21 protein-coding genes and 1 pseudogene are annotated in these 22,880 nt (G+C 43.9%); 12 read left to right on the top strand and 10 right to left on the bottom strand.

The window, feature by feature from the left end:
- Nucleotides 1-8: 8 nt before the first annotated feature.
- Nucleotides 9-476: a YjiG family protein gene (locus Vt282_RS14315; protein WP_162047746.1), complete on the bottom strand. Its 468-nt coding sequence runs from the start codon at nt 474-476 to the stop codon at nt 9-11.
- A complete protein-coding gene (locus tag Vt282_RS14310; RefSeq protein ID WP_162047745.1) occupies nt 473-1,204 on the bottom strand; it encodes a nucleoside recognition domain-containing protein in 732 nt (243 codons plus the stop codon). Before Vt282_RS14310 ends, Vt282_RS14315 begins: the two co-directional genes overlap by 4 nt.
- 558 nt (nt 1,205-1,762) lie before the next feature.
- Here Vt282_RS14310 and nhaD point away from each other — a divergent pair.
- From nhaD to Vt282_RS19925, 5 genes are all read left to right on the top strand, one after another.
- Nucleotides 1,763-3,196, top strand: coding sequence for a sodium:proton antiporter NhaD (gene nhaD / locus Vt282_RS14305; RefSeq protein WP_162063818.1), 1,434 nt, complete (start codon nt 1,763-1,765; stop codon nt 3,194-3,196).
- A 135-nt stretch (nt 3,197-3,331) separates the two neighbouring features.
- The gene (locus Vt282_RS14300) at nt 3,332-3,616 is read left to right on the top strand and encodes a hypothetical protein (protein ID WP_162047743.1); all 285 of its coding nucleotides are present in this window, start codon (nt 3,332-3,334) and stop codon (nt 3,614-3,616) included.
- A gap of 69 nt (nt 3,617-3,685) precedes the next feature.
- On the top strand, nt 3,686-4,885 hold the full coding sequence (locus tag Vt282_RS14295; RefSeq protein WP_162063817.1) for a DEAD/DEAH box helicase: 1,200 nt from the start codon (nt 3,686-3,688) through the stop codon (nt 4,883-4,885).
- A complete protein-coding gene (gene cyaB, locus Vt282_RS14290; RefSeq protein ID WP_162063816.1) occupies nt 4,882-5,427 on the top strand; it encodes a class IV adenylate cyclase in 546 nt (181 codons plus the stop codon). Before Vt282_RS14295 ends, cyaB begins: the two co-directional genes overlap by 4 nt.
- Nucleotides 5,428-5,542: 115 nt before the next feature.
- A complete protein-coding gene (locus Vt282_RS19925; protein ID WP_167515610.1) occupies nt 5,543-5,719 on the top strand; it encodes a hypothetical protein in 177 nt (58 codons plus the stop codon).
- On the opposite strand, the gene Vt282_RS14285 is transcribed toward Vt282_RS19925, so the two are convergent.
- Together Vt282_RS14285 and Vt282_RS14280 are read right to left on the bottom strand one after the other, a co-directional pair.
- Nucleotides 5,714-6,190 (bottom strand): methylated-DNA--[protein]-cysteine S-methyltransferase, encoded by a 477-nt coding sequence (locus Vt282_RS14285; RefSeq protein ID WP_162047740.1) that lies wholly within the window; start codon nt 6,188-6,190, stop codon nt 5,714-5,716. The two genes, Vt282_RS19925 and Vt282_RS14285, sit on opposite strands and share 6 nt — an antisense overlap.
- A complete protein-coding gene (locus Vt282_RS14280; protein WP_162063815.1) occupies nt 6,187-7,542 on the bottom strand; it encodes an AlkA N-terminal domain-containing protein in 1,356 nt (451 codons plus the stop codon). The genes Vt282_RS14285 and Vt282_RS14280 overlap by 4 nt, the downstream gene beginning before the upstream one ends.
- Before the next feature lie 242 nt (nt 7,543-7,784).
- On the opposite strand from Vt282_RS14280, the gene Vt282_RS14275 reads away from it, so the two are divergent.
- From Vt282_RS14275 to Vt282_RS14265, 3 genes are all read left to right on the top strand, one after another.
- Nucleotides 7,785-7,988: a hypothetical protein gene (locus Vt282_RS14275; RefSeq protein ID WP_162048624.1), complete on the top strand. Its 204-nt coding sequence runs from the start codon at nt 7,785-7,787 to the stop codon at nt 7,986-7,988.
- A 512-nt stretch (nt 7,989-8,500) separates the two neighbouring features.
- The gene (pflB, locus tag Vt282_RS14270) at nt 8,501-10,798 is read left to right on the top strand and encodes a formate C-acetyltransferase (protein WP_162063814.1); all 2,298 of its coding nucleotides are present in this window, start codon (nt 8,501-8,503) and stop codon (nt 10,796-10,798) included.
- Between the two features lie 195 nt (nt 10,799-10,993).
- Nucleotides 10,994-11,572 (top strand): FMN-dependent NADH-azoreductase, encoded by a 579-nt coding sequence (locus Vt282_RS14265; protein WP_162063813.1) that lies wholly within the window; start codon nt 10,994-10,996, stop codon nt 11,570-11,572.
- Nucleotides 11,573-11,637: 65 nt separating this feature from the next.
- On the opposite strand, the gene Vt282_RS14260 is transcribed toward Vt282_RS14265, so the two are convergent.
- Nucleotides 11,638-12,519 (bottom strand): LysR family transcriptional regulator, encoded by an 882-nt coding sequence (locus Vt282_RS14260; RefSeq protein WP_162063812.1) that lies wholly within the window; start codon nt 12,517-12,519, stop codon nt 11,638-11,640.
- Nucleotides 12,520-12,762: 243 nt separating this feature from the next.
- Here Vt282_RS14260 and Vt282_RS14255 point away from each other — a divergent pair, with 243 nt between their 5' ends.
- The 3 genes from Vt282_RS14255 (at nt 12,763) to speB (ending at nt 16,300) form a co-directional block, all read left to right on the top strand.
- Nucleotides 12,763-13,119, top strand: coding sequence for a MaoP family protein (locus tag Vt282_RS14255; protein ID WP_162047736.1), 357 nt, complete (start codon nt 12,763-12,765; stop codon nt 13,117-13,119).
- A 343-nt stretch (nt 13,120-13,462) separates the two neighbouring features.
- Nucleotides 13,463-15,373 carry an arginine decarboxylase gene (gene speA, locus Vt282_RS14250; RefSeq protein ID WP_162047735.1) on the top strand — a complete coding sequence of 637 codons (1,911 nt, stop codon included), beginning with the start codon at nt 13,463-13,465 and terminating at the stop codon, nt 15,371-15,373.
- A complete protein-coding gene (gene speB / locus Vt282_RS14245; protein ID WP_162047734.1) occupies nt 15,374-16,300 on the top strand; it encodes an agmatinase in 927 nt (308 codons plus the stop codon). It begins immediately after the preceding gene.
- A gap of 98 nt (nt 16,301-16,398) precedes the next feature.
- Here the strand turns inward: speB and Vt282_RS14240 are convergent, their stop codons facing one another.
- The 5 genes and pseudogenes from Vt282_RS14240 to Vt282_RS21745 all read right to left on the bottom strand — a co-directional run bounded on the left by Vt282_RS14240 (nt 16,399) and on the right by Vt282_RS21745 (nt 20,843).
- Nucleotides 16,399-16,671 (bottom strand): nitrogenase-stabilizing/protective protein NifW, encoded by a 273-nt coding sequence (locus Vt282_RS14240; RefSeq protein WP_162064517.1) that lies wholly within the window; start codon nt 16,669-16,671, stop codon nt 16,399-16,401.
- 137 nt (nt 16,672-16,808) lie between these two features.
- Nucleotides 16,809-18,197, bottom strand: a complete 1,389-nt coding sequence (locus tag Vt282_RS14235) for an SLC13 family permease (protein WP_162047733.1) — start codon at nt 18,195-18,197, stop codon at nt 16,809-16,811.
- 118 nt (nt 18,198-18,315) lie between these two features.
- Complete coding sequence (locus Vt282_RS14230) at nt 18,316-19,170, bottom strand: alpha/beta hydrolase (RefSeq protein WP_162063811.1); 855 nt, start codon at nt 19,168-19,170, stop codon at nt 18,316-18,318.
- A 116-nt stretch (nt 19,171-19,286) separates the two neighbouring features.
- Nucleotides 19,287-19,881 (bottom strand): annotated as a pseudogene (locus Vt282_RS14225) (TetR/AcrR family transcriptional regulator).
- A gap of 821 nt (nt 19,882-20,702) precedes the next feature.
- Nucleotides 20,703-20,843 (bottom strand): helix-turn-helix domain-containing protein, encoded by a 141-nt coding sequence (locus Vt282_RS21745; RefSeq protein ID WP_415663461.1) that lies wholly within the window; start codon nt 20,841-20,843, stop codon nt 20,703-20,705.
- A 997-nt stretch (nt 20,844-21,840) separates the two neighbouring features.
- Between Vt282_RS21745 and Vt282_RS14215 the strand changes: the two genes are divergently transcribed.
- Nucleotides 21,841-22,863, top strand: coding sequence for an acyltransferase (locus Vt282_RS14215; RefSeq protein ID WP_162063810.1), 1,023 nt, complete (start codon nt 21,841-21,843; stop codon nt 22,861-22,863).
- Nucleotides 22,864-22,880: the final 17 nt, after the last annotated feature.

Genomic DNA, 22,880 nt, shown 5'->3' with positions numbered 1-22,880 from the left:
ATCAATCCTTATACGAACAGGTTCATCACTAGCATTGCACCGAATGCGTTTAGAACAGAGATTGCAATCATGATTGGGATGTAACGGCCTTCAGTGCCGATAGGACCCATGATACGACCCATGTATTGTACTTGTGAGCCCATTAGGTAGATTGCAGGAGCAAGAATCGCAATGTGTGCGCCGTTTAGGATACCTTGGTCAAATAGAGTGATAACCACACCTACTGCGCCGCCCATCGACATCCAAGCACCAATCAGTACCGCAGCAGCTTCACCTGGAAGACCAAATACCGCCATGATTGGCGCAAAGATAGAACCCATTAAGTCTAGTGCACCTGTGATTTGTAGCGCTTTGATGATAACGAATGCCATCAATACGTTTGGAACAGTAGAGGTGGTTGCGATAACCCAACCTTTTTTAGCACCCTCAACGAAGATGTCCGTTACCATTGGTTTTTTCGCTTGAACGTCGCTCATTTTGCCATCTCCTCGTTAAGACCAGCTTCTTCTTTTTTCTCTTCTTTGCCTTCTGTGATGTTTAGGTAAATACGGAACAAGTTAGCGCCGATAAACTTAAAGATAAACATCACACCAACTGCAAGACCAATTGAAGAGCTTACCGCTAGAGAACCGTCAGCCAGTGTTAGCGTGAATAGCACCGCACCAGATGAGAAGAAGTTAACAATCGCCGCACCTGCAGTGAACTGGAACATAGTAAATACGTCAGTTTCACGTTTCGTTAGGCGACCCTCGTCTTTAAGTTGACGAGTCATCGCTGCACCCGCATCGGTACTTTGTAGAGATGCGATTAGAGCAAGGCCCGAGCTACCTGGTACGCCCATTAGCGGACGAAGTAGTGGAGAAAGCAGTTTACGTGCTGCATCTAGTGCACCGTAGTGCTCAAGCACGTTGATCACACCAAGAGCGAACATAACTGTTGGGATTAGCGTTAGAGCGAAGATGAAACCATCACGCGCACCGCTACCGCCTTTACCGCGGAATGAAGTCGTTGCCGCTTCAACACCCTCGGCAGTTTCTTGTACGCCATAAGCAACTTTACCGAAAGAGCCGTTTAGCGTGGTAAAGTCAAATACACCGTACCATTCGTTTGATTGCATTAAACCGGAGAAAAACACGACAGCGAATGCGAGTGCTACATAGCACCCCCACGTCACTTTACGCTCAATTGGGTTTGGAGTGGACATTAATACACCTTAATAGTTTGGAGAGAACAATTAAGCTACCGGCCATTCGCAATAAAATTTGTTCTAAATAAAGCATTTTCTGCATAGCTTCCGGCTTGTAGCCGCATGCAATTTAGCGGAAATTATTGTGCTAGAAAACTGATCGGAATCAAGCCCACATTAAATCTGTTCACACTATGCAACTAAATGTCACATTTTGTGATATTCCGCATGTTTAATAAATTTTTCAAATTAAACTTGCTAACAATAATTTGCCAATCCATTTATAAAACTCGCGATATTTATTAAATATTTAGGCGATTCGATCGAATTCCACATGCCTCACAAACAATTTATTAAAATCCATCTAGAATATGGGCTGTTTCTAAAATCGCATAGAGTCTCAACATAACTAAAAAATCCATCGTGACGATGTCATAAGCACCAAACTGCTACCAAAGCAGCCAGTTTTGTCATCACCAAATACCAACATGCAGCAGGCGGTGAGACTGCATCAATTATCTTTGGTTCGAGCGTAGAAACGATCTTATAAAGTCGAACTTTCAAGGAGTTGAAGCAATGAAATACTTGTGGCCATTGGTAATTGGCCTGCTATTTTTTCCATTTTCAGCGCTCGCCGCGAGCAATGAAGCCCCCCCACTCGATCTTACTTTCACCACCGTTGGTTACGCCGCCTTGGTTATCTTTACCATTGCCTACGCCATCGTGATGTTGGAAGAATACTTACAACTGAGAAAATCCAAACCGGTTTTGCTCGCCGCAGGTCTGATATGGGCAATGCTGGGTTATGTCTATTCACAAAACGGTCAAATCGATGTTGCCCATGCTGCACTCGAACATAACTTGCTGGAGTATGCCGAGTTGTTGCTATTCTTATTAGTCGCGATGACTTACATCAGTGCGATGGAAGAACGCCGTCTGTTTGATGCGCTACAAGCTTGGATGGTCGGTAAAGGCTTTAACTTTAAAGCGCTGTTTTGGCTAACCGGTATTCTCGCCTTCTTTATTTCTCCGATTGCCGACAACCTTACCACCGCGTTGCTGATGTGTGCCGTAGTGATGAAAGTTGGCGGTGACAACACGCGCTTTATTAACCTTGCGTGTATTAACATCGTCGTGGCCGCTAATGCCGGCGGCGCATTCAGTCCATTTGGCGATATCACTACCCTGATGGTATGGCAGGCGGGTCATGTCACCTTCTCCGAATTTATGCCGCTGTTTACCCCATCGGTGATCAGCTATGTGATTCCTGCGGTGATCATGTCAATGTTCATTCCAAACGCCAAACCGAATGTTGCGCATGTACACGTTGAACTTAAACGCGGAGCAAGACGCATTGTCGTGTTGTTTATCCTGACCATTGCCACTGCCGTTGCCTTCCATGCTGTACTGCACTTCCCTCCAGTCATCGGCATGATGATGGGCCTTGCTTATCTGCAATTCTTTGGCTTCTTCTTACGTAAAACGCTCAAGCGTTCTTTGGCTCGCAAGGCGCAACAAGCTATTGCTAACAAAGATGATTTAGCGCTTAAACGTCTTGGCTCTGTGGTGCCGTTTGATGTGTTTCGCCGCGTATCTCACGCCGAGTGGGACACCTTACTATTCTTCTACGGCGTCGTAATGTGTGTCGGTGGTTTGAGCTTAATTGGCTATCTCAATATGGTGTCAGAAATCATGTACTACCAATGGGATCCCGTTTGGGCCAACGTCATGGTCGGTATCCTTTCTGCCATCGTTGATAACATTCCCGTGATGTTTGCAGTGCTGACAATGGAACCTGAAATGTCGATGGGCAACTGGCTATTAGTAACGTTAACCGCTGGTGTCGGAGGGAGCTTACTCTCGATTGGTTCTGCAGCGGGCGTTGCATTAATGGGGGCAGCTCACGGTAAATACACCTTCTTTGGTCATTTAAAATGGGCACCAGTGATTGCTCTTGGTTATACGGCGGCGATATACGCACACCTTACACTTAACAGCTCGTTGTTCTAAATTGGCTCCATTCAACGAACAGAAACGCTGGCGACCATTGGCCAGCGTTTATTTACTGAGGCAAACAGGAAAAAAACACTTATTTAGTTAATACTCAAAAGGCTCTAGTAACTTTTACTACAGGAGAGGTCTATTATGAGCCGCATACCCTTTTTAACTCTACTTCTTAGCGCTCTATTCTTTTCAACTAACGCTCTTGCCGATGGCCATGACGCGGCAAAGGATATGGTTGATAAATCCAAACACGATATGATGAAAAAAGGCGATGACGCCAAGCAGCATATGATGGATAAATCTGATGATGCGAAAGGCAAAATGGATGCTGAAATGAAGCATGATGAAAAAGCCGTCGATAAAATGATCGATAAAGGCGAACACGATGCTAAACAACTCAAAGACAAAATAGAGAAAGATATTTAACTAAACGTGCTAAACTCAACGCAAATAAGGGGCATCAGCCCCTTTTGGTTATTCAAACAGAGTCAAAGCATGCCATTTTCAAAATTGGGCCTAAGCCAACCAATCACTCAAGCTATCCAAGAGCTTGGATACAGCAAACCTACCAATATTCAAACTAAAGCGATTCCAGTAATCCTGCAGGGGCAAGATCTGATTGCTGCTGCGCAAACCGGTACAGGTAAAACCGCGAGTTTTGTATTGCCGATTTTGCAAAAGCTGAGCCAAGGCGAAACCCAACGTAAAAAACGCATTCGTGCCCTGATCTTAACACCTACTCGTGAGCTTGCCGTGCAAGTTGAGGAAAAAGTGCGCCAGTATGGTCAGCACCTAAACCTTACTTCACTTGCCATGTATGGTGGCGTGGATGAGAAAGCACAAAAACAAGCTTTGATTGAAGGCGTAGACATTCTAGTAGCGACTCCAGGTCGTCTACTCGATATGTATGCAAAACGAGCAGTGTACTTTGAAGAAGTAGAAATCCTTGTGATGGATGAAGCTGACCGCATGCTCGACATGGGCTTTATTGATGACATCAATAAGATCCTTGACCGTTTGCCAACCGACATTCAGCACCTATTGTTCTCAGCAACACTTTCGAACAAAGTTCGCGATCTCGCAAAAACCGCCGTGCACAATCCATATGAGATTTCTATCGCGGCAAACCAAGCATCGAAAAAGAACATCGAACAATGGTTGATCACCGTTGATAAAGATATGAAATCATCACTTCTAGCGCATCTAATCAAAGAGAATGATTGGGACCAGACGCTGATCTTTATCGAGACCAAACATGGTGCGGCCAAGCTAGCACAACAGTTGGAAAAACGTGGCATCATCGCGGAAGCATTCCACAGTGGTCGCAGCCAAGCGGTGCGTAACCAACTATTAGCAGATTTTAAAGCGGGCAAGATCAAGTACATGATCGCAACTGGTGTGGGTGCGCGCGGTATTGATATCCATGGTCTAACACGTGTGATCAACTACGACCTACCATTCCCTGCCGATGAATACGTGCACCGTATTGGTCGAACCGGTCGTGCGGACGCACAAGGTGAAGCGATCTCATTTGTTTCTAAAGACAACTTTAAAAACCTATGCATGATTGAAAGCCGTCTTGGCCATTTGATTGAACGTCGTGAAATCGAAGGTTTTACCCCACGCAAACCCGTGCCAATCTCGATCCTTAACTACGTGCCTAAAGCAAAACGAGTGAAGAAAGAAGCAGAATGAGCCACGAGCACTTCAAAGGGAAATACGAAGTCGAGCTAAAATATCGAGTCAAAAATAAGGATGCGTTTTTACGCATCCTTCATTCTCTCGACTATGAGGTAATGGTAGAAAATAACTGCGAAACCGACTGGTATTTTGATACGAGCGACCATCAGCTAAAACAGCAAAACAAAACGATCTCGATTCGCGAAATGGAGCCTTCAGGCATCAAACTATGGATTGTTAAAGGCCCTGAGCCCGATCGCTGTGAAGCCACCAACATTACCAATGCGGCCAACGCCCGTAGCATGCTAGAAAATATGGGCTATCAGATACGTCTTATCACCCAAAAGGTTCGCAGTATCTACTTTGTCGGTCAATTTCACCTCACCCTCGATCATCTCGCCAATATCGGAGATTTCGCCGAGTTTGCGATTATGACCGACGATGAAAGCAAGCTAGCGGAATACCGCACCGAACTTGAAGCACTGGCAGCGCAATTTGAGTTAACTGCACAAGATCTTGAGCATCAATCCTACCTAACGATGTTTGAACAAGCTTGAGCAACTACCCTCATTAGTTCACATACAGTAATTAGTTAAATAAGGTGATAGATCAACGCTTTCACCTTATTCACTATTTACACTGGACCATCATTGCTGTTGAAAGGAATCAACCATGTTTAAATGCGGACAGTGCCGTCAATTCACTCGCACTCGTGAAAACGACAAAGACTTATGCGGAGCGTGGCAACAACCGACGATTGCCACCCGCGATGCGTGTGATTTTTTCATGCCGAAAAAGCCGCTGTTTAATCCAGATGACTACATCGATAATAAAAACGATAACTCATAGATCACAGCCTTCGAGTCTCAATAGTGCGGCTTTACGTTCGACACCACCGGCATAGCCAGTCAATTTACCGTTCTTACCTATCACACGGTGACACGGGACAATAATCGAAATCGGGTTTTTGCCGTTAGCTAAACCAACCGCACGCACCGCTTTAGGATTATTGATTGCGTCAGCCAATTGCTGATAGCTCCACGTTTCACCAAAAGGGATGGTGGTTAACGCTTGCCAAACTTGGGTTTGAAATGCCGTCCCCTCTGCTGCTAATGGCAAATCAAACTGATTACGAATACCAGCAAAATATTCATCGAGTTGCGTTTTACACTCCATTAATAGCGCAAAACTATCATCACGTTCGCCAAGATGTTGAGGCTTTGTTGTTTCAGTCTCAAACCAAGCGCCCAGTAGCCCTTTCTCATTGGCTTGCAAAGTCATATCACCCAGTGGGGTAACTATGATTGTGTAGCGGTTCATCCTGCATGACTCCATAAATGATAAGTAGCGTAACTGCCAAACGGTGAAACATTATCTGCGGTCAGTTTCGGGAAATTTTGCAGCGCTTTTTTCACGACTAAATCTCCGGTTAAAAATCGATTAGGGTCTGAAAGCCCACGCAGCGCTGCATAATTAACAGTCCATGGACCAATGCCTTTTAAATCCAACCATTGCGAAAGCTCTGCATTTGGTTCTGCCAAAATAAATTGCGCGAAGCGTTTCAATGTCTCTTTTCTACTTTGCGGCATTTTAAGAAAACTTAAGTCAGCCGCTGCCAGCTCGCTCGCCGTCGGAAAATGAGTGGGATGCTCACCTTGCAAAGTGGAAACCAGCAAATTGAGCTGAGTGATCGCCGCTTTAATCGAAACTTGCTGACCCAGAATTGCCCTTACCCCACCTTCCCATGTACTCCAAACACCAGGAATGCGGATTCCTGAACGAATCACCAACTCAGGCTCAATCGACTTCAGATGTTGCTCGATGAAATCGATATCCACATCCAAATCAAGCATTCTGCGTACCTGCAAAACCAGCTGCTTTAGTTGAGTCACATCATCGAGTTCAAATTCGAGCAATACCTTATTGGGCTTGAATGAAAAATCTGCTTTAAACCAAGCGAGACTATCTCCGAGTATCACTTTACGCTGGTAAGTGGTTTCATCGACACTTTCTAATCCCGAAATCGCTCGTTGGCGATAAAAATCTAACATGTAGCGCCAATCAAAAGCACCACGATAACTCAGTTCTACCTGCTGTTTGTTGTTCACATTGTGCATCTCTCGTTTGAGTTCGCTCGGTGTCAGCTTCAAAGTTTTCTTAAATGCATCGTTAAATCGACGAATACTGTTAAAACCACTGGCAAAACCGATATCCGTAATACTAAGCCCACTATGGTGAATCAGTTGTTTGGCAAACATCAGTTGATGATAAAGTGCGTATTGCTTCGGTGACATACCCAACTGCTGAGCAAATAGCTTACGTAGGTAGCGGTCACTCACACCTAAGCGCTCAGCAAGTTGCAACAAATCGTTACGTTGTAACTCACCTTGTTCGATTAAGCGTAGAGCTCGTTCAAACGTAGTGCGAGTACCTTGCCACGCCCAAGAGTTGGGAGCACTGTCTGGTCTGCATCTCAAGCATGGTCGATAGCCTGCTTGCAACGCCAACGCGACATCAGTGAAATATTCGACATTCTCTTCTTTTGGTAAGGTTGCTGGGCATATTGGACGGCAAAAAATCTTGGTGGTTTTCACCGCCACAAAAAATTGACCGTCAAAACGAGCATCACGAGTAGAGCGTGCTCGCTGAAACTGTTCAAAGCTATTGGACATGGCACTGCCTCTGTGTATCCATGGGCTTAAGTGTAATCTAACACCAATCACATACTAGCCATTTTCGGAACTCACGCCTATCAAAAAACTGTCACTAACGTAAGGCAGTATGGTCGCAAATCACAGCTTCAATAATTTGCTATTAGCAAATTGCTTAATAGTAAATTGTTGACTAATTTAAGATTAAGGGAAGGAATCCTGAATACATGAATACTAAGCAAGGAAATAACGCGGAGTTGGCTATGAACTTACATTCTTGCACCATCAAGCTAAATGATGGCTCTGTTTTGGTGTGTAAAACCGTCGAACAGTCTCTTGGGATGATAGAAAATCAAGGCATTCGAAACATTAATTGTATCGACATCGATGCCAAAGATGGTAACGCTATCTATTCATACCCTAGCTTGTCGATTGACGAATCTATCGAGAATCTCATGAACCTATAAACTCCCAACCACTATTAATAGGGAGTTATAACATTAGGCCAAGCTCGGGCACTTAAGTTAGATGAGCGTTCTTGATCATCGTGTGAGGTAACATCATCTTGATGTTACCTAGCTTAGTTTTGCTTTTTTAATGGCATTTATCACCACTCTCTTGCTCACTAATCATTTTGCGAAACAGGTATACTTTCTTTACCTTCCCTGCGCAAAACTCAATATTAATTGCGGTTAAAGCTCAAGTAAGTACTAACTTAACATCATGATAAAACGGCTATCCCATATAATATATGCGTTTTATGCATCAAAAAAATGAAATACATTCATTTTACTCATACATCATTCGGGCATAGTATTCAGCCATCGAGTTGGATTAATCAAAATCACCTGCAGGCCCTTGGTTTTCGTCCATATCAAGAATCACAAATTGTTTTTAAGTCATTAACTTATCGGTATTGAGTTTCGATAGTTAACAGACCTAATTGTATTCTTTAAATTACGTTATATAGGTATTACGCATGACTATTCCTACTACTGACATGCTTGAAGCATGGGAAGGTTTCGCTGCAGGTCAATGGCAAACCGAAGTAAACACCCGTGATTTTATCCAAACTAACTACACCCCTTATGAAGGCGATGAGTCATTCTTAGCAGATGCAACTGATGCGACGACAGCATTGTGGAACGACGTTCTTGAAGGCATCAAACAAGAAAGCCGCACTCATGCACCGCTTGATTTTGATACTGACCTACCTTCAACGATCATTTCTCATGATGCAGGCTACATCAACAAAGAGCTTGAAACCATTGTTGGTTTGCAAACTGACAAACCACTAAAACGTGCAATTATCGCCAATGGCGGTATTCGTATGGTTAAAACATCTTGTGAAGTGTACGGTCGTGAACTTGACCCAAGTGTTGAGAAAATCTTCACTGAATACCGCAAAACGCACAACAAAGTCTGCTTTGATCTTTATACCAAAGACATCCTTGCTTGCCGCAAATCAGGCATCATCACTGGTCTGCCAGATGCTTATGGTCGTGGCCGCATTATTGGCGACTACCGTCGACTTGCGTTGTATGGCATTAACTTCCTTGTTGCCGACAAACTAGAGCAAGTAAAATCTACGCAAAGCTTCCTAGAGCAAGGCCAAGATCTTGAGAAAACACTGCGCCTACGTGAAGAACTTGCCGATCAAATCCAAGCATTAAAAGACATTCGCACTATGGGTTTGAAATACGGCATTGATATGGCAAACCCTGCCCGTAGTGCACAAGAAGCCATTCAATTTACTTACTTTGGTTACCTTGCTGCCGTGAAATCACAAAACGGTGCCGCGATGTCACTTGGTCGTACATCGACATTCCTTGATGTCTACATCGAACGTGATTTAGCGAATGGTGTTATCAATGAAACTCAGGCGCAAGAGTTGATCGACCACTTCATTATGAAGCTGCGCATGGTACGTTTCCTACGCACACCTGATTACGATTCACTGTTCTCTGGTGACCCAATTTGGGCAACCGAAGCAATGGCCGGTATGGGCGTTGATGGTCGTACGCTAGTAAGTAAGACTACTTTCCGTTACCTACATACATTGCACAATATGGGCCCAGCACCAGAGCCAAATATGACGATTCTATGGTCAGAACAGCTTCCTGCTGCGTTCAAAAAATATGCCGCTAAAGTATCGATTGATACTTCATCAGTACAGTATGAAAACGACGATCTAATGCGTCCTGATTTTAACAACGATGATTACGCTATCGCTTGTTGTGTTAGCCCACAAATTGTTGGTAAAGACATGCAGTTCTTTGGGGCTCGTGCCAACTTAGCAAAAGCACTGTTGTACACCATCAATGGTGGTATTGATGAAAAATCAAAAGCACAAGTTGGTCCTAAACAGGACAAAATTGATGATGCTGTCCTTGATTTTGATCGCTTAATGCCTCGTTTTGATGCGATGCTAGATTGGCTAGCAACTCAATATGTGACTGCGCTAAACATCATTCACTACTCACATGATCGCTACAGCTACGAAGCATCATTGATGGCACTGATGGATCGCGATGTACGCCGCACTATGGCTTGTGGTATTGCGGGTTTATCTGTGGTTGCTGACTCACTAGCAGCAATCAAATACGCCAAAGTAACGCCAGTTCGTGATGAAGATGGTATCGCAGTTGATTTTGAGATTGATGGCGACTATCCAAAATTTGGTAACAACGACGCTCGCGTTGATGACATTGCTTGCGACTTGGTTGAACGCTTCATGAAGAAAATTCAGAAGATGACCATGTACCGCGAGGCGATTCCTACGCAGTCTATTCTAACCATCACCTCTAACGTGGTGTACGGTAAGAAAACTGGTAATACGCCAGATGGCCGTCGTGCTGGTATGCCATTTGGCCCTGGTGCGAACCCAATGCACGGACGTGACCAAAATGGTGCGGTAGCTTCGTTGACTTCAGTATCAAAACTACCGTTTGCCTTTGCAAAAGATGGTATCTCATACACCTTCTCTATTGTGCCAAACGCACTAGGTAAAGATATTGAGATGCAAAAACAAAACTTAGCGGCATTGATGGATGGTTATTTCCACCACGAAGCAGGCGACAATGGTGCTTTGATTGAAGGCGGTCAACACCTCAACGTTAACGTGTTAAATCGTGAGATGTTGCTTGATGCCGTTGATCACCCTGAGAAATACCCTCAGTTAACCATTCGTGTATCAGGCTATGCTGTGCGTTTTAACTCGCTCACTAAAGAACAACAACAAGACGTGATCACTCGTACATTTACAGAAAAAATGTAATCACGCAAAAAAATCCATGACTACCTTTTGGCCTGCATTATTGCAGGCCTTTTTTTTACCGAAGCCAATATTCAATTCTTGTCCTCGTTCGAAAATTTTGAATACCTTTATCTAAACCAAGGGCTTATTAAGCCACAATGACTGGATTACACTGCAAAGATACTCGACGTATCTATTTACATTTCGGAGTCAACGATGACCACTCTTGTTTTAAAATCCAGTATCCTTGGTGACTATTCTCAGTCAAACTTATTGATTGATGCTGCGTTAGAAGGCAAAACTCAACTAATAGAGCGCGACCTTGCAGCCAATCCATTACCGATGCTTGACGCTCAAGTACTGGCGGCTTTAAGCGGCAACTTTGACGACTTGCCTGAAGCGCAACAAGCTATCCTATCTCTTTCTAATCAGTTGGTAGATGAGTTAAAAGCGGCAGATCAGCTTGTTGTCGCTGCGCCAATGTATAACTTTATGGTGCCAACCCAGCTTAAAAACTGGTTTGATTTGATTGCTCGTGCGGGCGTAACCTTCTCATACACAGAACAAGGTCCAGTTGGCATGATCACAAATAAAAAGGTCATTGTCGTCACTACACGTGGCGGTCTGCATAAAGACTCACCTCGCAACTCACTAGAGAGTTATGTTGCAACGATGTTTGGTTTTATCGGCATTACCGATGTACATTTTGTTTACGCCGAAGCGCTAAATATGGGTGAGGAAGCCGCAACACGCAGCCGTGAGCAAGCACTAGCCGATTTACAAGCTTTGCTCTAACCCGCTTGGCACATGCTGCTGCCTGTAAATAACAAAAAACCTCGCCATGGCGAGGTTTTTTCGGTTTAGACTTCGGCGACTTGGCTAAGACTAAAGCTGCTGCTTGGAATGATGTTTTTCACCAATTCTTCCACTTGCTTAATCGCATCCACAGAGCTGCTCGCTTTACGGTAACTTAGATAGATTGGACGATACCAATCCTCAACACCCTCTACACGATGCAATTGGCCTGAAACAATAAACGCTTCAACTAAAGAGTTTGGAAGGTAGGCGCTGCCACCTTTTTCTAAAATGAAATCAAGCGCGATTCTGGCCGTTGATGTTCTCAAGTAAGGTGCTGGAATTTTTGAGTGGCGCTCAGCGTGCTCAGCAACAAACTTGGTGCCCCAATCGACATAAACGTATTTATCAGCAAAGACTTCCTCAACAGAACGAGGTTCAGTCGAAACCAAAGTCAGTGCCACATCCGCCACTTTTTTACAGTTCAATTCATCCGCTTTGATCTGATCAAAAGCAAACGCCATATCCAATGTGCGTTCTTGTAAGCTGCGAACCAAGGCTTCACGTCCCATCACTTCAGCGATAAAACCATAACCTTCAAAAGCTTCTGTCGTAACACTCAAACAGTTTTGCAAATAGGCATCCCAAACGTTCGGAGTGCCGCCCATGATGAGTTGTAATTTTTTGCCGCTCTCTAGTGACAGTTCCAATTTTGCTTGCTGAAGAGTGGTCACCATAACTTCGGCGTAACTAACCAAACGCTCTCCGGCAGAGGTAAGTTTAATGTTGTTGCGATCACGAATAAAAAGCTGTGTATCGAAATGACTCTCGAGTTGTTTGATACGTGCGCTTACCGCAGCTTGGGTTATATATAGATTCTCAGCAGCACGACCAAAATGGCGTACTTTAGCCAACTCTAAAAACGTTCTAAAGACTTTTACGTCCATTGTTATACCTCAGAAAATAGCGCTGCAAGATTAACAGGGAATTCCCCTACAAATAAAGTGTCAATGTGCAAAGTGTTACACGGATTTAACAATTTAATTTGATTGAGATGATAGAAATATTTTGTTCTTTTCCAACTTTACGCCTAATTTTCGCCATATACCAATGCTGATTAGGGCGAACTGACATTTAGAGGCTCATACGCACTGGTCTTCGTCCAAAACATACCATTTGAGGTCAATCGAATGTCTGACACTGAATTTCGTCAAGGCAAAAAGCGTTTTTACGACAACACTAAATTTCCACGTGGTTTTGCCAAATCAGGTAACTTTACGATAGCGGAAGAAGAAATTCTAACCGTTTACGGTGATACCATGCTGGGTCTAGAAACTGGTGAGCTAACTCCTCAGAGCGCTGAAGAGAAGCACTTCGTTAAAGTGATCGAGAACCCAGAGAATGCAAAATCTAAGCTAGAACGCGTTTGGTTAAAATACGTTCAACTCGCTCGCGGTCGTAAGCGTTTCCACACACTAAACGGTCGTAACAAGCCTGAAGCATCGGATGATTATGCTGAAGATAACAGCCTTGTTGAAGAAGACTAATCTGTTTTAAAATCGCCTCTGACATCAGAGGCGTTTTTTATCTAAAATTCACACTTATCGATTACAACATCAATTCAATATTCAACTAATTGCTTCGTTTTTCACACGAAACAAACTTCCCTTTAAGCCCCGAAAACCCTGGACAAATTCACATTTTGATACACTTGCACCGTATAGTTTTTACGCGTAAATTTATAGTCAACACGACAAATTATATTTGTTTTACTCTGTCGCCTTTTTGTCCGTTAATGCGCGCGGACACGAATGAGCTGCAATGCCGTGTCAGGTGTGATATCAGCCAAAACTGATTCATTTTCTTCTCTCTATTTTCGTGAGAATAGATGTGGAAAAAACATCCAAATTAGACCGCGTGCGTGCGGATTACAACGTTCACTACTGGAGCCAAGGTTTCTATGGCATTGATAACCAAGGTGAAGTGTACGTATCCCCTACATTAGACAAAACGCACCAAATCCCACTAAGCAATATCGTTACTCAGCTAGAACAGAAAGAGTTAAATCTGCCTGTACTGGTTCGCTTTCCTCAAATTTTGCATCAACGTGTGCATTCAATTTGTGACGCCTTTAACCAAGCGATCGATGAGTATCAATATCCAAATAAATACCTGTTGGTCTACCCAATCAAAGTAAACCAACAGAAAGAAGTGGTCGATGAGATTCTCGCCAGCCAAGCTAGCTTAGAAACTAAGCAACTTGGACTAGAAGCGGGCAGTAAACCAGAGTTACTTGCGGTACTTGGCTTGGCACAAAAAGCCAGCTCAGTGATCGTATGTAACGGTTACAAAGACCGTGAATATATTCGTCTAGCATTGATCGGTGAAAAACTGGGTCATAAAGTTTTCATCGTGTTGGAAAAGCTATCTGAACTTGACCTAGTACTAAAAGAAGCGAAAAGCCTAGGGGTAAAACCTCGTTTAGGTATTCGTATTCGCCTCGCCTCACAAGGTGCGGGTAAATGGCAAGCCAGTGGCGGCGAAAAATCTAAATTTGGTCTGTCAGCGTCTCAAGTTTTGACCGTAATCGAGCGCCTAAAACAAGAAAACCAGCTTGATGCAATGCAACTGGTGCACTTCCACCTTGGCTCACAAATGGCAAACATTCGTGATATCCGTAACGGTGTGAATGAGTCAGCGCGTTTCTACTGTGAACTACGTGAAATGGGTGCACAGATTGCCTTCTTTGATATCGGTGGCGGTCTTGCGGTTGATTACGATGGTACTCGTAGCCAATCTTCAAACTCAATGAACTACGGCCTGATTGAATACGCTCGCAATATCGTGCATACCGTCAGCGATGTATGTGACGACTACGGCCAACCAAAGCCAGTAATTATCTCTGAATCTGGTCGTTCTTTGACGGCGCATCACGCAGTACTGATCACCAACGTAATCGGCACTGAAACCTACCAACCAGAAATGGTTGAAACGCTTGAAGCGGATGCCCCTACGCTACTACAAAACATGTGGCGTAACTGGCAGAACTTGCAAGATGGTAGTGATGCTCGTGCGCTGATTGAGATCTACAACGATACTCAAGCAGACCTTGCAGAGGTGCACTCACAATTTGCAACTGGCGTGCTTAACTTGCCACAACGTGCTTGGGCTGAGCAGATGTCTTTACGCATCTACTTTGAACTAAGCCGTGCAATGAGCACCAAAAACCGTTTCCATCGCCCAATTTTGGATGAACTGAACGAGCGCTTGGCAGACAAGTTCTTTGTCAACTTCTCACTATTCCAATCTTTGCCTGATGCATGGGGTATCGATCAAGTATTCCCTGTATTGCCACTATCAGGCTTAGATGAGCTAGAAGATCGCCGCGCAGTCATGCTGGATATCACTTGTGACTCAGACGGTGCGGTTGAGCAATACGTAGAAGGTCAAGGTATCGAAACGACGTTGCCTGTTCCTGCGTGGAATACGGATAAGCCGTACCTAATGGGCTTCTTCCTCGTGGGTGCGTACCAAGAGATCCTTGGTGACATGCACAACCTGTTTGGTGATACCCACAGCGCAGTCGTGACAGTAAGCGATCAAGGCGAAGCGGTTATCGAGCGAATTGACGTTGGTGATTCAGTCGAAGACATGTTGCGTTACGTACACATTGACGTAGAGCAAATTCGAGAGCATTATCGCCAGCTCGTTACCCAACGAGTCGACCAACAAGAACAACAACAGGTACTGCAAGAGCTAGAACAAGGTCTATGCGGTTATACCTACTTAGAGGATTTCTAAATGAATGATTTGTTTACTAAAACTGATTATTCACTGTATTCAAACTCAATGAGTTTTATGCGTCGTCCATACCTACGCAACCCTATCGGCAGCGATGCTGACGTGGTTGTACTTGGTGTGCCACTAGACATGGCGACTTCTGGTCGTCCTGGCGCACGTATGGGCCCAGACGCGATTCGTCGCGCATCAGTAAACCTAGCTTGGGAAGGCAAAAAATTCCCATGGGATTTCAACGTATTTGATCGCGCTAAAGTGATTGATGCAGGTGATTTGGTCTTCGATTGTGGTGACGCAGAAGACTTCACATACCGTCTAGAAAAAGCGGCAGGTGAAATCCTAAAGAACGGTAAAACGCTAATGGCACTAGGTGGTGATCACTTTATCACGCTACCTATTCTACGTGCTTATGCGAAACACCACGGTGAAATGGCATTGATCCACTTCGATGCTCATACTGACACTTACGCAAACGGCAGTGCATACGACCACGGTACTATGTTCTACCATGCGCCTAAAGAAGGTCTAATTTCACCGAAGCACTCAGTGCAAATCGGTATTCGTACTGAATACGAGAAGCAAGATCACGGCTTCAACGTTATCAATGCGATGGAAGCAAACGACCTATCGCCAGCTGAAATCGTTGAGAAGGTACGTGCAATCGTGGGTGACAAGCCAGTTTACGTTACGTTTGATATCGACTGTCTTGATCCTGCATTTGCTCCAGGTACGGGTACACCTGTATGTGGCGGTTTGAACTCAGACAAAGTACTGAAGATCCTACGTGGCTTCGCAGGCATGAACGTTGTGGGCATGGATGTGGTAGAAGTATCACCAGCCTACGACCACGCAGATATGACTGCACTTGCTGGCGCAACTATCGCACTAGAACTGCTTTACGTATGGGCTTCTAAAAAGTCAGCTGAATAATTCAGTTAGCACTTAAGCTCTAAAAGCCTGCTATTGTTCACAATGGTGGGCTTTTTTGTATCTGCAATTAACACAACTCCCGCATGATATAACTTAACCTAACGTCTTTGGCAGGTGGTACAACCGCGACACGCTTGGCGAGTATGCTTATCTAAACGCGAACGCTGAATCTTACAATAGGCGTTTTTCAGTGCACGACGCGCCGCAAACCAATCCTCAGGCTTTTGCAAAATCAAATAGCCATTAAAACGCTTCACCAACTCAATTCTATTTTGCTCAATAAACTTGCTGTCATAACCAATCTCGAAATAGTCGAGTGCTTGCTCGATTGTGGTAAAACTGGCGATTTTTTGCTGAATATCGTTGTTCATTGATGAGTCTTGAGAAGTGATGGCTGCGGTAACATAACACATTCGCAATAGCTCGCCCATGCTGTGCACCAAGTAAAACGCCCTATCCTTTGAGCAAAAGATAGGACGTTTGATTAGACGCGATTTTCAGTCAGGCATTAAGCCCAAAATAGCATCGCTATAACCGTAAGCACTGCGATACAAACAACGTTTAGCACCACACCAACCCGCATCATTTCTGCTTGTTTAATATGGCCAGAACCAAACACAATCGCGTTCGGCGGGGTCGCTACTGGCAGCATAAAGGCGCACGATGCTGCAACTGCAATCAATACCGAAAGAATAACAGGTGACATCCCAAAGGCTTCTGCCACTGTTGCGAATACTGGAATCAATAGTGCTGCACTCGCGGTGTTACTGGCAAATTCAGTTAAGAACACCACAAACACTGCAATCACGGCGATGATAAAGAAGATACCTAGGTGTGCAATTGATTCGCTCAACGCGTTCGCGAGGAACACGCTAGTCCCTGTCGCTTTCAACACGTTACTCAAACAAATACCACCACCAAACAATAACAATACGCCCCAGTCGGCCGTTTTTTCGATATCTTTCCAATGCACAACGCGTGCAAAGTTAACGGCAACAATCGCACCTAATGCCACAATTGTGTCGAATTTAGCGTAACCACCTAACATGGCATTAATTGGTTTACTGAAAATCCAGAAGAAAACCGTGGTAGCAAAAATAAGTAGCGTAACCACTTTGCCTTTATCCCACTCGATAGGAGCGTGGTTTAACTCAAATTGGCCTTTTAGATCTGGCTTTAACATCATGTGTAACACAATGATCGCCAACGGTAATAAAATCGCAGCGGTTGGCAAGCCAAAGCTCATCCATTCCGTAAAGGTTAACCCTACTTCCGCTGCCGCAATAGCGTTTGGTGGGCTACCCACGATGGTCGCAATACCACCAATACTGGCACTGTATGCGATACCAAGCAGCACAAAGACATAGGTTTGGTGACCGCTTTCTTCGTTCACTTTGCTAAGTACGCCTAGCACTAATGGCAACATCATCGCCGTCGTCGCAGTATTACTGATCCACATAGAGAGCGCAGCAGTAACACCAAATAGCATAAACACCGCTACGCTCATTTTGCCTTTGGCAACAATCAGCACCTTATCGGCGATAACTTTATCCAACCCTTGCCGATGCATCGCTGCAGCCAGCGCAAAACCGCCTAAAAACAGGAAGATAATAGAGTTGGCGAAGTTGTTGAGTGCGGTTTGGGTGTTAAACACCCCAAAAAGAACCGCCATGATTGGAACTAAAATTGCGGTAACGGTGACATGCAGCGCTTCGGTTAACCAGAGGATGGCGACGAAAACCAGCATACTCAACCCTAAAACGACTTGAGGTTCATAGGGCAGCGTAAAGTAGAGAGTAAGAAATAGCGCAATATCTGCGAGGATAATTAGGCTGTTGCGGTTGATTAACCACTCCCGGGTATTGTTGGGCAAAGGGACACTATCGTTTCTATTCATTGTTATATTCCTTGTGAGGGCCAGTAGGCATGCAAATGATCCCACATAACCCTCTTAAGAAATATTTTGTTTTGCGAATTTGTTAACCATATCAAAATTATGGTTATGAATGTTAAAATTATGATTTACTTACTAACTTATCAAAACTACTCATTACCTGATCGCATTTCATGACTCGTCCGTGTCCCTGACCTTGTGTTGCCACCAACGACACATTTTCCATTTCTTGCGCTGCTCTTTGCGAGACGGAAAACTTGGTGAATTTATCGGCTTCATCGTGAACAATAATGGTCGCAGATTGGCGTAACTTCAATTTATTGTAGGGATCAATTGAGTGTAATGGGTAGTTGTAACCTTGCTGCAATTTATCGACCACCGCGTTGAACAAACGCATGGAATAACCTGAACGCGATACACTACCAAACAAGTTATCGAGGTAATCCAGCACTGGAGCAATCAACAATAGCGGCTTATCCACCAGCTTCGCGTGACGACATTCAATCGCAGATGCTGTCCCCATGCTATGTCCAATTAGACCTGCCACATCATCAACGCTATCGAGAATCGCATCTAAACCGTTTACAAATGCTGGAATATGCCCAAACGCCCCTTCGCTCTCACCATGAGCGGGATGGTCATAAGCTAATGCGGTGTAACCACGTGAGGCAATATGCTCCATTAAAGGGAAAAACTGACTCGCTGAACCTGACCAGCCATGAGTTAATACCCATACGGGGCCCGAGCCCAAAGAATAAGTCGTCAGCTTACCTTCTTTCGACTCCACGTAACCTTTAACTATACCCTGAGGAGATTGGTTTTTAGGTTTGGTTCTAACCGGAGTCAGTAACAACTTATGTGCTGTACGCTCAGCGTGCCTTGGTGCGACGCGGTGATGCAATCGGGTTGAAAGATTCACTAAGGTTCGTTTAAAACTGAACTTAGTTGAGGTATTAAAATAAATCTTCTCACTCATGGTACCTGTCCTTTGGGTACTTCATGGTTGCTCTCACTCAATTGACACCATTGGCGCAACAAAATCGAACGACCGTGCTTTTAATAATCAAAATAAAACGACGAGATAAACCGTCGTTATGCTTGTGAGCGCCAATCTCCTATCAGTCGCTCTACACCCTGCCAAAAATGGTCATGGCTAACCTGTTCGCCTCGCAGCGAATAAAATAACTTGGCGCTTAAGTACAAACCGTACAACTCAAAAGCAGCCTGTTCGCAATTTAGATCGGCTCTAAACTGCTGAGTATCCTTACCTTTACGCAGTTGGATAATCAGATAATCAATCCACTTCAATATCGTAGCTTGCAAATGCTGCTGCATTAATGTGTCTTTGCTGCCGGTTTCTTTCCACGCATCTAAAAACATGCAACTACCTTGAAAGGAGTGATTCCACCCGAGCCAGTTATCGAGTAACGTTTTTAGCTTATGAATAATGTCACCATCCCCAACACTACGCGCTGGGGCGATCACGCGCTCAGTGAACACCCGGTTGGCATGTTCTAGCACTGCAAGTTGCAGATTTTCTTTGGAATTAAAGTGGGCAAAAAGGCCACTTTTAGACATACCACACTGCTTAGCCAGCTCACCAATCGTTAAGCTCTCTAGCCCCGATATGCTCGCCAACTCAAACGCCTTTGTAAGAATCACTTCGAGTGACTCGACCTTTACTCATAAACACATTCTCGCTTGGTTCTATTTATAGTTTTAGCACGAACGTACTATTTTACAACCCTTAAACAAAACGTCAGACCAGATGACGTTTAGAAGAAGCGTTGTTGGGGCTATTTTGCTAAGTTGGAACTTTGGAGAGGGACGAGTTATAACAAGCTTTTGGACATTCACGAATTACGGTCTCTATTCTCTCCAAACTTTTCGGATTATTTTTAGTGTTGAAAATCAGGTAATTAATCGAACACCTTCACTTACCCACTAAAAACAAAGTTTGGGGTGAAGTACACCTGATATGTATTCAGGTACAACTTGTTCACTTTATGACCATCAAAATAGGTGCAGTGTTAGGTAAGAAGAATATACTGTTATAAGCCGGTATCGATTCCCAGTGTTTGATGAATCGTTTGCCTGAATAGCAGCGCTCTCTGAGTTAAGCTCTACGTCAAACTCAGTGTTTGAAGGCCACCCTGTAAGTAAGTTACGAGTGGTATTCATCACATACCCATCAATTATCACAGCCTTCATATGCAAATTGTCTAGTTGAACCAAGTGTAAGTTCTCAAATTTTTTAGATAGCGTGATAAGAGCTTCATGTGCGTTGATAGCGCTTTCGTCTTTAAGAGGACCGTAGACTAAATATACTGACTCTATTCTGGAGAGACTATTTGTTAACATTGATATGAATTTTTATTAACAAAATTGCTACTTATTAAAGGAGAAAAACCACTATGTGATTGAATGCTTCATCAAATGCGGCTATCCGCAAGACCCCATCTTTGATCGGAGCATCTCCAATTTCATACAGTTCACCGATAGATATTTCTAGTTCACAGCATATTTTTCAACAACACTCAGCTCTACACGAGTTGCCGTTTGATTGGCCATGCGTGTAAGAGTATTCCTATGAATCCCTGTCAACTTTGAGAATTCACTAATAGTTTTTTCTTGCAACAAGTAACTCACTAAGCTTGCATCTAATCATAATCGCCCTCCAGTAGGGCATAATAATATATTTAATTATAAAAGCTTGACACCAAGGCGGCAAACGCCTAGTTTATGCACAAAAGCCCACAACAGGGCTTAAAATAAAACTTCGCCTCCAGTGGAACTGGTAGTATCGAGAGTTTTGGACTTATTTTCAACCATTGATTTCGGCCTAAATTGCAAATCTGATTTTGAGTAATGATCATTGTAATTACCACTAGGTCGCAACTTTATTAAAGAGAACTATATGAACGAATTCGAGGCAATCAAACTTGTAGCAAACACTTTGGGAATCTCATCTTCGAGGTGTTAGCGCGACATATGAAAATCGTTGAAAATGAAGCTCATACTCTTGAGCTGATATCAATTGCAGAATATGCATTACTTATCCGCAATTGCAAATTAAATTAATTTTGGCTTAGTCGTGATCTCGCATGCGACATGCCTCTGGACAAACATAAGTTAAGTTTACTTTGCTGTTTAATTTGTATAAAACTAGATTGGTCAATGATGGCGGGATTACTGTTGTAATACATTGATGTCTGCTTTTCATGAAAGTCTCTGGCCGCGCCGAGATAACCAAAGACCTCCGCCTCCTCAATAGAGCCACTTTTAAAAGTGGCTCTGGACCTATAGAACCACAGCCCCTAACAAACCTTGGGGCAAAACCATGTTATCGCTATCACCAAACGAGAGCTATTCTGACCAACCGAAGATACCATTACACTAGGAAAAATTCAGGCTGAATTTTAGGTTTTCGGTATCGGGAATACTGAAACCTGCGGGACATACCAAGAAGCAAAAAGACACCGACAAACAGAGATTTCCCACTCAAACCAACCACTCACAAAATTGATTCACTTCTCGAAATAAATAAAATTTATAAGAAAATCTGCATAGATTGACGCTAGGTACTAGCTATTCAATGGATTACTGATAACTTCTCGGCAAACGTTTTCATTTGAATGATATTGTTATGCAAACAAATAAAATCACCAGTATCGAGCTAGGGCGACTGGTTGCGATCTTTCTTGTCGTCGCTATGCACTGCCAGATGTTCCTGACCTATTTCCTTTATCAAGACACGCCTTGGTTTGGCTACATTTTTAACCAATCGACTCGCTTTGCGGTGCCTCTGTTCTTCCTGATTTCTGGCTATCTAATGCAGCCTAAATTAATGGCTGCGCCAATGGCGACAGTAAAGAGCTTCTGCACACCACTTCTCAGAGTATTCATTGTTTGGAGCGTAATCTGCGCGTTAATGCCGTTTAATTTCCACACGGTGATGACCGAAGGTTATTTAGTCGAACGTATGGGGTATTGGAACTACCTTGGTCAAGCGCCACTTAATACGCTACTCGAAGGTGGCTTGGTGCATTTATGGTTTATTCCGGCATTAATGATCGCAGCATTGATCACTGCATTAATGGTACGTTTTAATCAAGTGCGTCTGCTACTGCCACTTGCCGCCGTTCTTTACATCTACGGCGTACTAGCTGGCAGCTACCAAAATATCACCGAACTATGGACTCCATTCTTTACTCGTAACGGCCCATTTTTCAGTACCTTGATGTTTGCTATCGGCTTCATTATTCGTCAAAACAGTATTCAGGTTAGCGCGGCTAAAGCCGCGGTACTGGCTTTGGCTGGTATGGCCGTGCACTTTATCGAAGCGTATATGTTGATGGACTACAAACAGGCATTTAACACCAATGACTTTGTATTCAGTACCATGGTCTGGGGAACAGGCGTATTTCTATTTTTGTTAGCCAAACCCAATCTAGGCAATCATGCTTGGGTATTGAATCTGTCTAAATCCGTATTGCCAATCTATGTATCACACTTGCCGATTATTATTGTCATGATGAACGTCGCGGGCTTTATGCAACTAGCAGGGCCTGCGAAAGATGCCACTGTCTTTACCGGTACCATCGTCTTAACCTTACTTCTGGTTAAAGGCATTGAAAAAACGCCTCTCAATCGCTGGCTATTCCGTTAATCACACCTTTGAAAGCT

It is taken from the genome of Vibrio taketomensis (assembly GCF_009938165.1).
Classification (GTDB): domain Bacteria; phylum Pseudomonadota; class Gammaproteobacteria; order Enterobacterales; family Vibrionaceae; genus Vibrio; species Vibrio taketomensis.
Note: the sequence above shows the minus strand (reverse complement) of the source record. Positions and strands in the feature narration are given on the sequence as shown.

What these genes read in the sequence shown, in the direction of transcription:
- Vt282_RS14315 (WP_162047746.1), bottom strand. Translation starts at nt 476, where the DNA reads ATGAGCGACGTTCAAGCGAAAAAACCAATGGTAACGGACATCTTCGTT.
- Vt282_RS14310 (WP_162047745.1), bottom strand. Translation starts at nt 1,204, where the DNA reads ATGTCCACTCCAAACCCAATTGAGCGTAAAGTGACGTGGGGGTGCTAT.
- nhaD (WP_162063818.1), top strand. Translation starts at nt 1,763, where the DNA reads ATGAAATACTTGTGGCCATTGGTAATTGGCCTGCTATTTTTTCCATTT.
- Vt282_RS14300 (WP_162047743.1), top strand. Translation starts at nt 3,332, where the DNA reads ATGAGCCGCATACCCTTTTTAACTCTACTTCTTAGCGCTCTATTCTTT.
- Vt282_RS14295 (WP_162063817.1), top strand. Translation starts at nt 3,686, where the DNA reads ATGCCATTTTCAAAATTGGGCCTAAGCCAACCAATCACTCAAGCTATC.
- cyaB (WP_162063816.1), top strand. Translation starts at nt 4,882, where the DNA reads ATGAGCCACGAGCACTTCAAAGGGAAATACGAAGTCGAGCTAAAATAT.
- Vt282_RS19925 (WP_167515610.1), top strand. Translation starts at nt 5,543, where the DNA reads ATGTTTAAATGCGGACAGTGCCGTCAATTCACTCGCACTCGTGAAAAC.
- Vt282_RS14285 (WP_162047740.1), bottom strand. Translation starts at nt 6,190, where the DNA reads ATGAACCGCTACACAATCATAGTTACCCCACTGGGTGATATGACTTTG.
- Vt282_RS14280 (WP_162063815.1), bottom strand. Translation starts at nt 7,542, where the DNA reads ATGTCCAATAGCTTTGAACAGTTTCAGCGAGCACGCTCTACTCGTGAT.
- Vt282_RS14275 (WP_162048624.1), top strand. Translation starts at nt 7,785, where the DNA reads ATGAACTTACATTCTTGCACCATCAAGCTAAATGATGGCTCTGTTTTG.
- pflB (WP_162063814.1), top strand. Translation starts at nt 8,501, where the DNA reads ATGACTATTCCTACTACTGACATGCTTGAAGCATGGGAAGGTTTCGCT.
- Vt282_RS14265 (WP_162063813.1), top strand. Translation starts at nt 10,994, where the DNA reads ATGACCACTCTTGTTTTAAAATCCAGTATCCTTGGTGACTATTCTCAG.
- Vt282_RS14260 (WP_162063812.1), bottom strand. Translation starts at nt 12,519, where the DNA reads ATGGACGTAAAAGTCTTTAGAACGTTTTTAGAGTTGGCTAAAGTACGC.
- Vt282_RS14255 (WP_162047736.1), top strand. Translation starts at nt 12,763, where the DNA reads ATGTCTGACACTGAATTTCGTCAAGGCAAAAAGCGTTTTTACGACAAC.
- speB (WP_162047734.1), top strand. Translation starts at nt 15,374, where the DNA reads ATGAATGATTTGTTTACTAAAACTGATTATTCACTGTATTCAAACTCA.
- Vt282_RS14240 (WP_162064517.1), bottom strand. Translation starts at nt 16,671, where the DNA reads ATGAACAACGATATTCAGCAAAAAATCGCCAGTTTTACCACAATCGAG.
- Vt282_RS14235 (WP_162047733.1), bottom strand. Translation starts at nt 18,197, where the DNA reads ATGAATAGAAACGATAGTGTCCCTTTGCCCAACAATACCCGGGAGTGG.
- Vt282_RS14230 (WP_162063811.1), bottom strand. Translation starts at nt 19,170, where the DNA reads ATGAGTGAGAAGATTTATTTTAATACCTCAACTAAGTTCAGTTTTAAA.
- Vt282_RS14215 (WP_162063810.1), top strand. Translation starts at nt 21,841, where the DNA reads ATGCAAACAAATAAAATCACCAGTATCGAGCTAGGGCGACTGGTTGCG.